11 protein-coding genes are annotated in these 13,460 nt (G+C 34.5%); 3 read left to right on the top strand and 8 right to left on the bottom strand.

Going from position 1 to position 13,460, the window contains the following annotated elements:
• Positions 1–112 precede the first annotated feature (112 nt).
• Complete coding sequence (locus tag CL818_RS10815) at positions 113–1,558, bottom strand: aldehyde dehydrogenase (RefSeq protein WP_272973614.1); 1,446 nt, start codon at positions 1,556–1,558, stop codon at positions 113–115.
• A 154-nt stretch (positions 1,559–1,712) separates the two neighbouring features.
• On the opposite strand from CL818_RS10815, the gene thrA reads away from it, so the two are divergent.
• The 3 genes from thrA to thrC all read left to right on the top strand — a co-directional run bounded on the left by thrA (position 1,713) and on the right by thrC (position 6,598).
• Positions 1,713–4,157 (top strand): bifunctional aspartate kinase/homoserine dehydrogenase I, encoded by a 2,445-nt coding sequence (gene thrA / locus CL818_RS10820; RefSeq protein ID WP_272973613.1) that lies wholly within the window; start codon positions 1,713–1,715, stop codon positions 4,155–4,157.
• A gap of 105 nt (positions 4,158–4,262) precedes the next feature.
• Positions 4,263–5,189 (top strand): homoserine kinase, encoded by a 927-nt coding sequence (locus CL818_RS10825; RefSeq protein ID WP_272973612.1) that lies wholly within the window; start codon positions 4,263–4,265, stop codon positions 5,187–5,189.
• 110 nt (positions 5,190–5,299) lie between these two features.
• Entirely contained in the window at positions 5,300–6,598 is a 1,299-nt protein-coding gene (gene thrC, locus CL818_RS10830) for a threonine synthase (protein WP_272973611.1), read from the top strand.
• 40 nt (positions 6,599–6,638) lie between these two features.
• Here thrC and CL818_RS10835 read toward each other — a convergent pair whose 3' ends face one another.
• The 7 genes from CL818_RS10835 to CL818_RS10865 all read right to left on the bottom strand — a co-directional run bounded on the left by CL818_RS10835 (position 6,639) and on the right by CL818_RS10865 (position 13,261).
• A complete protein-coding gene (locus CL818_RS10835; protein ID WP_272973610.1) occupies positions 6,639–7,064 on the bottom strand; it encodes a RidA family protein in 426 nt (141 codons plus the stop codon).
• A gap of 148 nt (positions 7,065–7,212) precedes the next feature.
• Positions 7,213–8,622 carry an FAD-dependent oxidoreductase gene (locus CL818_RS10840; protein ID WP_286973005.1) on the bottom strand — a complete coding sequence of 470 codons (1,410 nt, stop codon included), beginning with the start codon at positions 8,620–8,622 and terminating at the stop codon, positions 7,213–7,215.
• 102 nt (positions 8,623–8,724) lie between these two features.
• Positions 8,725–9,177, bottom strand: coding sequence for a D-aminoacyl-tRNA deacylase (dtd, locus tag CL818_RS10845; protein ID WP_013187236.1), 453 nt, complete (start codon positions 9,175–9,177; stop codon positions 8,725–8,727).
• A gap of 9 nt (positions 9,178–9,186) precedes the next feature.
• Positions 9,187–10,134 carry a ribosome small subunit-dependent GTPase A gene (rsgA, locus tag CL818_RS10850; protein WP_272973608.1) on the bottom strand — a complete coding sequence of 316 codons (948 nt, stop codon included), beginning with the start codon at positions 10,132–10,134 and terminating at the stop codon, positions 9,187–9,189.
• 1 nt (position 10,135) lies between these two features.
• Complete coding sequence (locus CL818_RS10855; RefSeq protein ID WP_272973607.1) at positions 10,136–11,218, bottom strand: bifunctional 3-deoxy-7-phosphoheptulonate synthase/chorismate mutase type II; 1,083 nt, start codon at positions 11,216–11,218, stop codon at positions 10,136–10,138.
• A gap of 46 nt (positions 11,219–11,264) precedes the next feature.
• Positions 11,265–12,422 carry a pyridoxal phosphate-dependent aminotransferase gene (locus CL818_RS10860; protein WP_272973606.1) on the bottom strand — a complete coding sequence of 386 codons (1,158 nt, stop codon included), beginning with the start codon at positions 12,420–12,422 and terminating at the stop codon, positions 11,265–11,267.
• A gap of 11 nt (positions 12,423–12,433) precedes the next feature.
• Complete coding sequence (locus CL818_RS10865; protein ID WP_272973715.1) at positions 12,434–13,261, bottom strand: prephenate dehydratase; 828 nt, start codon at positions 13,259–13,261, stop codon at positions 12,434–12,436.
• Between the last annotated feature and the right edge of the window lie 199 nt (positions 13,262–13,460).

A 13,460-nucleotide genomic window follows, 5' to 3' on the forward strand; every position in this document is an offset into this window, starting at 1 on the left:
TAGCCGAGACCTACAAACTAGTTCTATTTATTTTAAAATGTCATTCATCTTTACAATCAGCCAAGAGCTTCGTCTTAAACATTACGCGAAACTTCCTGAATTGAATATCAATTTACTCATAGCTTATACACACGTTCTTTGGTTCTGTAAAGAAGCGTAAGGCTTCAAAGCCACCTTCACGACCAACGCCGCTATCTTTCATACCACCAAAAGGCGTTCTTAAATCACGCATCATCCAAGTGTTTACCCAAACTATTCCAGCTTCAATTTCAGAAGATAAACGCATTGTTCTGTTTAAATTATTAGTCCAAATGGTAGCTGCTAATCCGTAACGCACACCATTTGCCAATTGTAACGCTTCTTCTTCTGTTTTAAAAGGCATTAGTGTGACAACTGGTCCAAAAATTTCTTCTTGGTTTAGTTTACAATCATTGCTTGAAACCTCAATAATAGTAGGCTCTAAATAATAACCGTCTTCGTAACCTTTAACGGTCACTTTGTTTCCTCCAGTAAGTATTTTACCACCATAGGTTTCAGCTTTATCTATATATGAGAATACTTTTTCTAAATGTGGTTTAGACACCAAAGCGCCTACGTTTGTATCCTTACTTGAAGGATGACCAACATTAAGTTGAGAAACTTTATTTACAAAATCTGTTTTAAATTTATCGTAAATAGAAACTTCAACAAAAATGCGACTTCCACATAAACAAATCTGACCTTGATTGGCAAAGCTAGATCTAACCGTTGTCTCCAGCATCTTATCATAATCACAATCTGCAAATATGAGGTTTGGGTTTTTACCACCTAACTCTAAAGACAATTTCTTAAACATTGGCGCTGCTGTACGTGCAATATGTTCTCCAGTTGCAGTACCGCCAGTAAAACTAATAGCCTTTATGTTTGGATGCTCTATAACGGCTTGTCCTGTTGTAGTACCTAAACCATGTACTATGTTAAGTACGCCCTTTGGTAATCCTGCATTATGACATATGTTAGATAACAAATAAGCTGTCATTGGTGTAACCTCACTAGGTTTTGCCACCACACAATTACCAGATACTAATGCTGGTGCTATTTTCCACGTAAATAAATATAATGGTAGGTTCCAAGGCGAGATACAACCTACTACACCAAGTGGTTTTCTTAAGGTATAATTTACAGCATTTAAACCAACACTTTCGTGCGCATTGGTAGAAAACTGTGTAATTGCCTGACTAAAAAATTTAAAATTACTTGCTGCTCTAGGTATGTCTACAGCTCTTGCCAAAGATTCTGGTTTGCCATTATCTTTAGCTTCTGCAATAACTAAAATTTCTAAATTCTCTAAGATGCTTTCAGAAATACGTTGTAAAATTGAGCTACGTTCTTCAATAGTTGTTTTAGACCAATTGGGAAAGGCGTTTTCTGCAGCTTTCACCGCCAAGGCAATATCACGCTCATCACTATTCGGAATCTTAGAATAGACCTTACCAGAAGATGGCTCATAATTATCCAACCATTCTTGAGATTGAGGCTCTAGGAATTCTCCATTTATGTAATTTAAAATATTCTGCACAATCGGTTAGTTTATTAGAAATTTCTCAAAAATACAATGTTTTACAATCACATAATTAATGATTTCTAAGTTTTAGAAAAAATGACATATAAACTTCTTGTTTTAAATGCAAAAGGCTCATAAATTATGTATTATAGCTTAAAATTTTATTATTGTGAACGTACTTAAGTTTGGAGGCACATCTGTTGCCAATGCAGAGAATATTACCAAAGTTATTAATATCTTAAAATCTGAGGCAAAAGACACCCAACTTCTTGCTGTTGTATCTGCTTTAGGCGGTATTACAGATGTACTATTAGAAGCTGGTGAGCTTGCTAATGCTAAAGATGAGGCTTACCTAACTACATTTGATGCTATAAAAGCAAGGCACCTTGAAACTGTAGAAGCTCTTTTCCCAGAACATATTAAGGAAGACATTATTAGTGAGGTGAGTGCTATCTTAGAGCGCTTAAAGGATATTCTTCAAGGCATTTATCTAATTAATGAGTTTTCGTTTAAAACAAGAGATAAAGTGTTGTCTTTTGGTGAGTTGTTATCTTCCTATATTATTTCTGAAGCTTTAAAACTACATGTTAAAGATGCGCAACTTAAAGACTCTAGAGAGCTTATCGCTACAGACTCTTATTTTACCAAAGCCAATGTAAAAGAAGAGTTGACCAACCAAAACATCACATCGTATTTTAAGTCATCTAAAGCTTCTGTAACAGTATTACCTGGTTTTATATCAAGAAATGAAATTGGTGAAACAACTACGTTAGGTCGTGGTGGTTCAGATTATACAGCTGCTATATTAGCTTCTGCTCTCAATGCTTCTCAATTAGAAATTTGGACAGATGTTAGCGGTATGTATACAGCACACCCTAAATTGGTTAAGCAAGCCTTTCCTATAGCTCAAATTTCATATCAAGAGGCTATGGAGTTGTCTCATTTTGGCGCTAAAGTGTTGTATCCTCCAACTATACAACCTGTGTTAGACAAAAACATTCCTATATTAATTAAGAATACATTTTTTCCAGAAGATAAAGGCACACGTATCGTACCAACTGTTAGTGAAGACAATCCAATTAAAGGTATTAGCCATTTAGAGCAAATAGCCTTACTAACACTAGAGGGCAATGGTATGGTTGGCGTACCTGGTTATTCCAGACGCTTGTTTGAAGCCTTGTCTTTAAATGGAATTAATGTTGCTCTTATTACACAAGCCTCTTCAGAACACTCTATATGTGTAGGTATTTTAGATAGTGATGTGACTAAGGCTGTTGAAGCTCTTCATTTAGAATTTGAGTATGATATTGACAAACATAAAATTAATCCTGTACAAGTTGAGGAGAGTTTAGCTATAGTAGCACTCATTGGTGATCAAATGAAATCTCACCAAGGTATAAGTGGCAGAATGTTTAGTGCTTTGGGAGAAAACAATGTAAATATAAGAGCCATTGCCCAAGGTGCATCAGAACGTAATATATCTGCTGTAATTGCCAAAAAAGATGTGAGTAAAGCTTTAAACATTTTACATAACAGGTTTTTTGAAGAGCAAGTAAAAACGCTAAACTTATTTATAATGGGCGTTGGAAATGTTGGACATCGCCTCATAGAGCAAATTGCCAAACAACAACAACACCTTATGGATACGTTATTGATTGACATAAAGGTAATAGGCTTGGCAAACTCAAAACAAATGTATTTTAATGAATTGGGAGTCGATTTATCACATTGGAAAAAAGCCTTAAAATCTGGAAGGCCTCAAACCTTACAGACTTGGATAGAAAATATTGATGCCTTAAATCTAAGAAATAGCATCTTCCTAGACATTACAGCCAACCAAAGCGTAGCAGAAAGCTATGCAGAATATCTTAAGCGTAGTATTGCCATTGTAGCCTGTAACAAGATTGCATGTTCATCAAATTACAGCAATTACAAAGAGCTAAAACGTTTATCTAAAAAATACAATGCTCCATTTTTATTTGAAACAAATGTAGGCGCAGGATTACCCGTAATTAACACCTTAAATAATTTGGTGAATTCTGGTGATAAAGTAACCTCAATAAAAGCGGTATTAAGCGGAAGCTTAAATTTTATCTTCAATAATTTTAATGATGCCATAAGCTTTCACGATGTTGTGAAACAAGCACAAGCAGAAGGTTACACAGAACCAGATCCTAGAATAGATTTAAGCGGTGTAGATGTAGCTAGAAAAATCTTAATTCTCTTGCGAGAAAGTGGTTTACAAATGGATATTGAAGATATTGAGAATAACATGTTTTTACCACAAGCCTCAATGGATGCAGAAAGTGTAGACGCTTTTTATGAAACTTTAAAAACACACAACAATCATTTTAATAATCTTTTAGCTGAAGCAACTGCAAAAGATTGTAAGCTAAAATATGTAGCAGAATTTAATAATGGCAGCGCTAAAGTTGGCTTGCAACACATCCCAAAAGGGCATCCTCTGTATAACTTAGAAGGCAAGGACAACATTGTCATTTTTAATACAGAGCGTTACGTAGATCAACCATTACTCATAAAAGGTGCTGGTGCTGGTGCAGAAGTGACGGCATCTGGCCTATTTGGAGATGTAATAAGTTTAGCGAGATCTTAGGGAAATTAATAGGGAAGAATTAAAATTTAATTACACTTTATGTGTGTGACTTTAATTGATTTCTAGAGCACAAAAATCAGTATTAAGAAGTCAAGTTAATTGAAAATGAAAAACCAGATAAAAATTTTCTGTCCAGCAACGGTCGCCAATGTGTCTTGTGGTTTCGACGCCTTAGGCTTTGCTTTAGAAGCAGTTGGTGATGTCATGACGTTTACCAAAACTGAAACTAAAGCTATTCGAATCACTAAGATTAATGTAGATTCTTTACCAAAGGAGACCGATAAAAACTGCGCAAGTGCTGTGGCTAAAATTATGTTAGAAGATGCTAAGGCAAATTTTGGCGTAGATATAGAAATTCACAAAGGTTATAAGTCTGGCAGTGGTTTAGGCAGTAGTGCTAGCAGTTCTGCTGGCGCAGCGTTTGCTATCAACTATTTTCTAAACAATTATTTTACAGAACAGCAATGCCTAAAGTATGCTATGTATGGTGAACAGGTGGCTTGCGGATCTCCAATAGCAGATAATGTTTCAGCGTGTTTGTTAGGCGGTTTTGTACTTATAAGATCTTATGAACCTCTAGATGTAAGACAGCTTCCTGTTCCAAATGACTTAATGGTGAGTGTAATACATCCTCAAATTGAAATAAAAACACAAGATGCTAGAGATATTTTACCTAAAGACATTCCTATAACTAATGCAATTACACAATGGGCAAATGTAGGCGGACTTATAAGTGGCTTATATGAAAACGACTATGATCTTATTGGCAAATCTTTAGTTGATGTTGTTGCAGAACCTTACCGTAAAACGCTTATTCCTAATTTTGATACTGTAAAAGAACATGCGTTAAATTCTGGTGCTTTAGGTGTTGGAATTTCTGGGTCTGGACCTTCTATTTTTGCACTGAGTAAAGACCTTACAACTGCTAAAGCTGTTGCTGAAGCGATGACAAATGTTTATAAAACTACAGATATTGAATACAAGACATACGTATCAAAAATTAATTTGAAAGGCGTGCATTTGATAGATTAATGCTTGTCTTTCTGAATTTGATTTAAATCTGATTCATTAAAATTTTCGTGTTAAAGCACGGAATACTAAAGAAGTTTCCGCATAAAAACGGAATAACAATTACACAGTTTATGACCTATTATAGTTTAAACGGAAAAGCAAAACATGTAAACTTTGAAACTGCAGTACGTAAAGGCTTGGCAGAAGATAAGGGCTTGTATTTTCCTGAACATATTTCAGCATTACCAAAATCATTTTATGATGCCATTGAAAATTTATCACCTACCGAAATCGGTTATCAGGTTATCAAACAATTTGTAGGAGATGAAATTCCAGAAAACGATTTAAAAACTATAATTTCTGAAACATTAGATTTTAAATTTCCTATTGTTTCTGTTGAAGAAAATGTAGGATCACTAGAGTTGTATCACGGTCCTACTTTAGCATTTAAAGATGTGGGTGCTCGCTTTATGGCACGTTGCTTAGGGTATTTTAACACCTCTCAAAAAAATACAGAAAAAGTAACCGTACTTGTTGCCACTTCTGGAGATACAGGCGGCGCAGTTGCTAATGGCTTTTATAATGTTGAAGGTGTAAATGTTGTTATACTCTACCCTAGCGGAAAAGTGAGCCATATACAAGAACAGCAACTTACAACCTTGGGAGGAAATATTGAAGCTATTGAAGTTAATGGCACGTTTGACGATTGCCAAGCAATGGTGAAGAAAGCATTTTTAGATAAAGACTTTAAGGGGAAACGCAACTTAACCTCAGCAAACTCAATAAATGTGGCGCGTTGGTTACCACAAATGTTCTATTTCTTTTTGGCTTATAAACAATTAAAGTCTCTGGATAAGAAGCTTGTATTTTCAGTACCAAGTGGTAATTACGGAAATATCTGTGCTGGAATGATGGCGCAAAAACTGGGTTTACCGATATCCCATTTTGTTGCAGGAACTAACGAGAATGACATAGTTCCAGAATATTTAAAAACTGGAATCTATACCGCAAAACCATCTGTAGCAACAATTAGTAATGCAATGGATGTTGGTGACCCAAGTAATTTTATCCGCATCCAAAAAATTCACGATAATGATGATGCGACCTTAAAACAACACCTTTCAGCGTATCGTTATAGTGATACTGAAACTGAAGATGCTATGATTCAGCTATATAAAACACATAATTATATAGCAGATCCTCACGGCGCAATTGGATATTTGGCGTTGAAAAAATATCAAGAATCGAATCCTGATACCTATGGTGTATTTCTAGAAACCGCGCATCCTTGTAAGTTTTTAGATGTGATACCGAAGTCAATAGTTGATGCTGTAAATATTCCGCAGAGTATTAAAGCGATTATGGATAAAGAGAAAAAATCTACATTATTAATTACGTATACCGAGTTAAAGGAGTATCTCTTAAAGTAATTATAAGATTTAACCCAAACATATTACTTTACTGTATTTACTATGCTTTCGGCTTATATGCCATTGCTTTAATCTCTACCACTAAATGAGGATGTGGTAATTGGTGTACAGCAACTGTAGTTCTTGTTGGTCCAGTTTCTGAGTTAAAATACTCTGCATACACTTCATTGTAACCACCAAAATCATTCATATTTACTAAAAATGTGGTAACATCTACAACGTCTTCCATTGTTGCGCCTTCAATAGCTAAATAGTCTTTAATGTTTTCTAAAACTGCTTTAGTTTGTTCTCTTATATCTAAATGCATTGTGCCCATACCATCTTTTTGATGCACACCAGCAAAGGTATTATCGGGTAAACGACTACTCGTGCCGGAAATAAATATAAAATCACCTACACGTTTTACGTGAGGATATGCACCTCTTGGTTTTGCCTTACCATCTACTAAAGTTGATTTGTTTGCCATAATATTTTGTCTTTTCACAGATATCAATTCGAGTGGTTTAATGTGAATTCGAGAACATATAAATTGTATAGGAATCCTTTGATGTTGTATTCACTATAGTAATTTCCCGATCATTTAAAATGACTCAATATGATATTGATTTATGTTTTTATAAATTTCCAATCACCTCATCATCGTGCAAGATGTCTTGGGTTTCTTTATTTACGATATTAAGTTTTTCTTTTAAGGGTAATGTATCTGGTAATTTACCATCATCTAACAAATTGAGTATTGCTTTATCTTGTGCTCTTCCTCTCATCTTTGCTTCCTTATATCCTATATCTTCTTTAAAAGTAACCAAACTGTATTTAGAGTGATAGTCTTCAGGAAATTCTGCTTCAAAAGCCATTTCTAATTTTCGTTTTTGCTGAAATAAGTCACTAGCTGTATGCTCTTTCATTTCGTGAAAATTATCAACTGCAAGATTGGCAATTGCATCTGTATCTGGTTTTCTAGCAGCTTCATAGGCTTTAAAAATAGCTTCCCAAGATTCTCCTTCATGAGCATCTAAAATATCATCAAAAACCGCAACATCTTCAAAAGAAGCATTCATACCTTGACCATAAAACGGAACTATAGCATGTGCTGCATCTCCTAAAATTAAGTTCTTACCATAGCAATGCCAAGGTGAACATTTAATAGTACCTAAAGGACCAGTTGGGTTTTCGAAAAATTCTTCAGCTAAATTTGGTATGAGCTCCAAAACATCTGGGAATTCTTTCTCAAAATATTCGGTTACCATTTCTGGAGTTGTCAATGTATCAAAACAATAATCTGAATCTGAATATGGCAAAAATAACGTCACCGTAAAACTACCGTCTAGATTTGGTAATGCAATAAGCATGTCTTCGCCTCTTGGCCATATATGGAGTGCATTCTTAAATGTTCTGTAGCCATTATTTTCTGCTGGTGGTATAGACAATTCTTTATAGCCGTGCGTTAAATAGTCTTGAGAAAAGCTAAAGAGAAAGTTTTTATTTAAAAACATTCTTTTTCTCACAGAAGAGCCTGCACCATCTGCACCCAAAATAACATCTGCAGAGAATGTGGTTTCTTCTTTAGTTGTGTAATCTTCAAACGTAGCTTTTGCTTCTTCTAAATTTACGTTTTTACAAGCTAGATTATATTTAATCTCAATATTATCCATCTTGTCACAGGCGTCTAAAAGCATTGCATTTAAATCTGTTCTGGAAATAGAATTTATATATTCATTGTCTCGACCACTGTAGTTAGACATAAATGGTTCTGCGCCCAAATTATGAATCATCCTTCCGTGCATTGGTATGCAAAGTTTTTTCACCTCTTCTTCCAGGCCAACACGTTTTATACCTTTCATACCTCTATCACTAAAAGCTAGGTTAATACTACGTCCCGCATCTTGGTGCACTTCACGTAAATCTGGTCGTTTTTCTATAAGTTGTACTTGGTAGCCACGTTGTGCCATACGTAATGCCAAAAGGCTTCCGCATAGTCCTGCTCCAATAATTAATATTGAGGATTGTGTGTTATTAGAGTTCAATAGTATTTGTTTGAAAGTTTAGATACAGTTCTGAAACACAAAACTTAGGTAGTGTAACTTTTGTGATTGTCTAAAATTACGGAATAATAAAAGATTTAGGAACTACTCTTTATGCTTTGTGTCTATAGTAATAGTAACAGGACCATCATTTAGCAACTCTACTTTCATATCGGCTCCAAAAATACCTGTACCAATAGGTTTACCTAAATCTGTTTCCAATTGTTTTACAAAGGCTTCATACAATGGAATGGCTTGTTCTGGCTTAGCTGAATTTAAGAAACTTGGTCTGTTTCCTTTTTTGGTTGAAGCAAATAAGGTGAACTGAGATACTACAATAGCATTACCATTTATAGCTTTTAAAGACAAGTTCATATTACCATCTTCATCACTAAAAATACGAAGGTTTGCTATTTTATTACTTAGCCAAGTAATATCTTCTGAAGTGTCATTTACACCAACACCTAACAGAATTAATAATCCTTGATTAATTTCAGCATTTATAGAACCATTTATTGTTACTGATGCCTTTGTTACACGTTGTATAACTGCTCTCATAGTAAAAAATTATTTCTCGTAAATATCTTTACGGTAGTGTTCTTCTTCACCTTCAAGAATCTGTAAATAGCTTTTGTACCTACTCCACGCTATCTTGCCATCTTCTAAGGCATCTTTTACAGCACATTTTGGCTCATTAATGTGTAAACAGTTGTTGAATTTACATTCTGATTTAAGCTCGAAAAACTCTGGAAAGTAATTTGCAAGTTCTTCTTTGTCTATATCTACCACACCAAAACCTTTAATTCCTGGTGTATCTATTATACGGGCATCGAAAGATAAATCGAACATTTCTGCAAATGTGGTAGTATGTTGACCTTGTGAATGGCTCTCACTAATCTTGGTGGTTTTAAGGTTAAGGTTTTCTTCAATAGCATTTACCAAAGTACTTTTACCAACGCCACTATGACCAGAAAACATACTAGTTTTTGCTGTCATCACTTCTTTAACCTCATCTATATTTAAACCTGTTTTAGCAGAAATCTCTATACACCTATAACCAATAGTTTCATAAAGGTGCATAAGGTACTTAACCTCGCCATATTCTTCTTCGGAGTAAGTATCTATCTTATTAAAAAGGAGAATAGCATTTATATGATAAGCTTCGGCTGTTACCAAAAACCGATCTATGAATGTGGTAAATGTAGGCGGATTATTAAGGGTAACTAAAAGAAAGGCGATGTCTACGTTAGATGCTATGATGTGCGTTTGCTTAGAGAGATTTACAGATTTTCTTACTATATAATTCTCGCGCTCCTCAATATCTTTTATAACACCAATAGTATCATCGCCTTTAGTTTCAATATCAAACTTTACGTGATCACCCACAGAAACTGGATTGGTACTTTTAATACCTTGAATTCGGAATTTACCTTTAATACGGCATTCGTAAAACGTACCGTTTTCTGCCTTAACGGTGTACCAACTTCCTGTCGATTTGTATACTGTTCCTTTCAAATTAATTATTAATCACCTTTTTTTGGTGGTTTATAGATTCTTGATGTATGCCTTTAAATACTTTTAAGATAAACTCTTCACTTAAATGTTGTTCTTCTCCCATTAAAATCATTTTCCCTAAGATTTCATTCCAACGCTTAGTTTGTAAAATCGCAACGTTGTTTTCTTTCTTTAGGTGTCCTATCTCATCTGCAACGCGCATTCGTTTTCCTAAATGCTCGATAATTTGATGATCTATAATATCTATTTTAGACCTTAAGGTATTAATCTTATTTCTAAATTCTGCTTCTTGACCTTCTTCTTTACGTATGCGTAAATCAACCGTCATTTGTTTTAAAGCATCTGGTGTAATTTGCTGTGCAGCATCACTCCAAGCTTCATCTGGTGTATGGTGAGTTTCAACCATAAACCCATCATAATTTAAATCTAATGCTGTTTGGCAAAGATCGAAAATTATATCACGACGACCTGCAATATGAGATGGATCTAATATTAATGGTAAATCTGGAAAACGCTGTTGCAAATCAATTGGTATTTGCCATTCAGGATTATTACGGTAGCGTGTTTTCTCATATGTAGAAAAACCTCTGTGTATCACACCTAGATTTTTTACGTCTGCTGTATAAAAACGCTCTACGGCACCTAGCCATAATGCTAAATCTGGATTTACAGGATTCTTAATTAATACCGTTTTATCTGTTCCTTTTAACGCATCTGCAATTTCTTGTACAATAAAAGGAGATACCGTTGTACGAGCACCTATCCACAATATATCTATATCGTGTTTTAGAGCTAAATCTACATGGTTTGCATTTGCAACCTCTGTAGTAGTTAGCATTCCTGTTTCTTCTTTAGCACGTTGCAACCACTTTAATCCTAGTGCGCCTACGCCCTCAAAATTTCCTGGTCGAGTACGAGGTTTCCATATACCTGCACGTAGTACAGTTGCATCACTATCTTTTAATTGGTGTGCTATATTTAAGACTTGATCCTCTGTTTCTGCACTACAAGGTCCTGCAATAACCAAAGGATGATCTAATCCAAAGGCGTCTAACCAATTGCGTAATTCTTTTTTATTTTCCATAAGGTTTATTTCAGTGTCAATTATTGTAAATAGGATTGGTATTTACTTAAATGACTACTTGATGTTTTATTCGGTTAATAGATTCTTTTATGTGTTCTTTGGTGACACATAGAGAAAATCTTATAAAACCTTCTCCTTGAGAACCAAATATGGTTCCTGGTGCCACAAAAATATGATGTTTTTGAAGTAAATGATCAATAAAAGCTTCAGAAGTTTCACCTTTTGGCAATTTTGCCCAGACAAACATTCCTGCTTTTGAGGCTACAACCTCACAATTTAATAGATCAACTAATTTTAATAGTAGCTGTTTACGTTCTGCATACACGTTATTTAAGGATGTAAACCAAGAATGATTAGTACGTAATGCTTGTACAACTCCCATTTGCAATGGCAGAAACATACCGCTATCCATTTGTGTTTTCACTTTCATAACATGATTTATATACTCACTAGATCCAGACAACATTCCTACTCGCCATCCTGCCATATTAAAACTCTTACTTAAAGAATTTAACTCTAATGCAACTTCTTTTGCTCCTTGAATAGATAATATACTTAAGGGTTCATTATTTAAAATATGACTGTATGGATTATCATTCACCACTAAAATATCATGCGTCTTAGCAAAAGCAATAAGTTTTTTAAATACCGTTTTAGTTGCCAAAGCGCCAGTAGGCATGTGTGGATAATTAAGCCACATTAATTTTACCTTGGTTAAATCTGTCTTTTCTAAAGCTTCAAAATCTGGCAAGTAATTATTTGCTTCTTCTAAGGTGTAAAATATAGGATCTGCTCCTACTAATTTAGATACAGATGTATACGTTGGGTATCCAGGATTAGGAACTAAAACTTGATCTCCAGGATTTAAAAATGCCAAAGAGATATGTGTGATACCTTCCTTACTTCCCATTAAAGGTTGTATTTCTGAATCTGGCTGCAGATTTACATTAAAATATGTTGCATAATATTGTGCCATTGCTTCTCGCAACTGTGGCAAGCCTTTATAAGATTGGTATTGGTGTGCATTGGGCTCAAAAAGTGTACGCTGCAATTCTTTAAAAGCTGCTTGTGGTGGTGCGCCATCTGGACTGCCTATACCCATATTTATTACAGGTTTTCCTGCAGCTACCATAGCTCTTACCTCACGTAACTTTGTAGCAAAGTAATATTCTTTTATATGTTGTAACCTGTTTGCTGGCTTCATAATTTCTTTAATTATGCTTCTAATTTATTCTTGTATTCGCCTAAGATTTTCACATCTTCAATCATTACCCCTAATACCTCTATAGCCTTATCGTAGTTTTCTACATTTTCAAAAGTTACATCAACAAACATGGCGTAACTCCAAGGTTGATCTATTATGGGTATACTCTGTATTTTTGTGAGATTTAATTGGCAATCACTCAACACGTTTAAAGCTGTTGCTAAACTTCCTTTTTGATGACCAACTACCAACTTTAAAGACGCTTTATTAATAGTGTCCTTACGTTTGGCTTTATTAGCTTCTAAAATTAAAAATCGAGTCTGATTGGTTTTAACGGTATGAATATCTTTTGCTAAAATGTCTAAATCATACAAGTTGGCAGCAATAGGACTTGCTACTGCGGCGATACCTTTTAATTGACCTTCAGAAATTCTTTTAGCAACCTCTGCCGTATCATTATCTTCTACTAATTTAATATGCGGATAGTCTTTAAAAAAGGCCTTGCATTGTAACAATGCTATAGGATGAGATGCCACTTCATTAATATCGCTTAGAGTTTGTCCATTAAGTGCCATTACATTCATACTTATGTTTATATAGCTTTCTCCTATAATATTTAAGTTATGAGCATCTATTAAACTATAGTTTGGTGAAATGGTTCCTGCTATTGAGTTTCCTATTGCCATTACAGCATAATCTGACTTTCCATTTAATATAGATGACACTAATGTATCAAAAGACAAACACTCATCATATTGGTATGTATCTCCAAAATAATGTTGGGCAACCTGATGGTGAAAAGAGCCTTTTATGCCTTGTATAGCAATTGTATTTGTCATCATTTAAAATTTTCAGTTTTCAGTTTTAAGCAAAAAAAATTCCCGACTCATATGAATCGGGAATTGTATTATATATATACATAGATTTATCCCGATATCATTTCAGAAAGAAAAAATACCAGAAATAAAATGCTGTATGTAATGTCTTGTTGCTCATTATGAATGCTAAAGTATCATTATTATTTTACGAAACAAATAA

It is taken from the genome of Croceibacter sp. (assembly GCF_002716225.1).
Lineage (GTDB): Bacteria > Bacteroidota > Bacteroidia > Flavobacteriales > Flavobacteriaceae > Croceibacter > Croceibacter atlanticus.

Bases quoted from the DNA above. Each gene is read 5' to 3' on its own strand.
- CL818_RS10825 (WP_272973612.1), top strand. From the start codon at position 4,263: ATGAAAAACCAGATAAAAATTTTCTGTCCAGCAACGGTCGCCAATGTG.
- thrC (WP_272973611.1), top strand. From the start codon at position 5,300: ATGACCTATTATAGTTTAAACGGAAAAGCAAAACATGTAAACTTTGAA.
- CL818_RS10835 (WP_272973610.1), bottom strand. From the start codon at position 7,064: ATGGCAAACAAATCAACTTTAGTAGATGGTAAGGCAAAACCAAGAGGT.
- dtd (WP_013187236.1), bottom strand. From the start codon at position 9,177: ATGAGAGCAGTTATACAACGTGTAACAAAGGCATCAGTAACAATAAAT.
- CL818_RS10855 (WP_272973607.1), bottom strand. From the start codon at position 11,218: ATGGAAAATAAAAAAGAATTACGCAATTGGTTAGACGCCTTTGGATTA.
- CL818_RS10860 (WP_272973606.1), bottom strand. From the start codon at position 12,422: ATGAAGCCAGCAAACAGGTTACAACATATAAAAGAATATTACTTTGCT.
- CL818_RS10865 (WP_272973715.1), bottom strand. From the start codon at position 13,261: ATGACAAATACAATTGCTATACAAGGCATAAAAGGCTCTTTTCACCAT.